This window comes from Streptomyces sp. MB09-01 (assembly GCF_033794505.1).
GTDB lineage: Bacteria > Actinomycetota > Actinomycetes > Streptomycetales > Streptomycetaceae > Streptomyces.
The window spans coordinates 1-1,103 of the sequence record NZ_JARAYQ010000571.1 but is presented as its reverse complement, the minus strand read 5'-3'; the positions used below and the strand labels follow the sequence as shown (position 1 = coordinate 1,103).

The window sequence follows — 1,103 nt, the reverse complement described above, 5'->3', positions numbered from 1 at the left end:
GGTGCGGTGCCTGCCCGTTCAAGAGGCGCTGCCCCCGTGCCCCCGCGCCTCGAACGCCGGCGGGGCTGGAACGGGCCGGCGCGGCTGGAGTGCCCGGCGGGGCCGAAAGATCGGGTCTCCGCCCCGGACCCCGCGCCTCGAACGCCGGCGAGGCCGAAAGAGCGCCTCAGACGCCGGCGGAGCTGGAATGGGCCCGGTGGGTGGTCAAGGGCGGCCGCCCGGGCGGGTTACCGACAGGGCTGCCGTGCGGCAGCCGGCCCGGGTGGCTTCCGTGGGGTCCGCGCCCTGGAGGCGGGCTGCCAGGAAGCCGCCGGTGAAGGCGTCCCCGGCGCCCGTCGAGTCCACGGCCGCGGCCGGCTCTGCGGCCACTTCGGCGGTGATCCGCCCCCGTTCGGCGACCAGCGCGCCGGCCGAGCCCAGGGTCACCACCACCAGGGGTATCCGCCGGCTGAGTTCCACCGCCGCCCGGGCCACCCCGGCCGGCTCCGGCAGTCCGGCCAGCAGCCGGGCCTCGTCCTCGTTGGGCAGCAGCACGCACGCTCCGGCCACCGCGTCGAGGAAGCGCTGCGGCCCCAGCGCCTGAAGGAAACCGGCCGAGGCGGGGTCCACGCTCACCGGCACCCCCCGGGTCCGGGCCGCCCGCAGCGCGACCATGGCCAGCTCCCGGCTGCTGTCGGCGAAGAACAGGTAGCCGGACAGGTGGAGGTGGGCCGCCCCGTCCAGCAGCGACGGAGCCCAGTCGGCGGGGCACAGCCGCAGCGAGGCCCCGCTGTCGGTCAGGAAGGTGCGTTCCGCGTCCTTGCCGACCAGCGCGACGACCGTCCCGGTCGGCTCCTCCGGGTCGATCACCAGCCGCGGCCGCACCCCGGCGTCCACCAGCGCGCGTTCGTGCCACCGCGCCGACTCGCTGCCCACCCGCGCCAGGAGGCGTACCTCCGCGGTCCCCGTACGGGCCGCCCAACAGGCGGCGTTGGCCCCGGCGCCACCCGGCAGGGTCCGGATGCGGGCGGCGGTGTCCGTGGCCGGAGCGAGTGGCTCCGGATGTATCGCCACCACGTCCGTGACCACGTCCCCGACGACGACCAGTGCTCCCGCCCCGGTCA

At 77.2% G+C, this 1,103-nt stretch carries 1 protein-coding gene; it reads right to left on the bottom strand.

Going from position 1 to position 1,103, the window contains the following annotated elements; all coding sequences use genetic code 11:
• Positions 1-204: 204 nt before the first annotated feature.
• On the bottom strand, positions 205-1,103 hold an 899-nt coding region (locus PV721_RS43510), incomplete at its 5' end, for a carbohydrate kinase family protein (protein WP_319734426.1).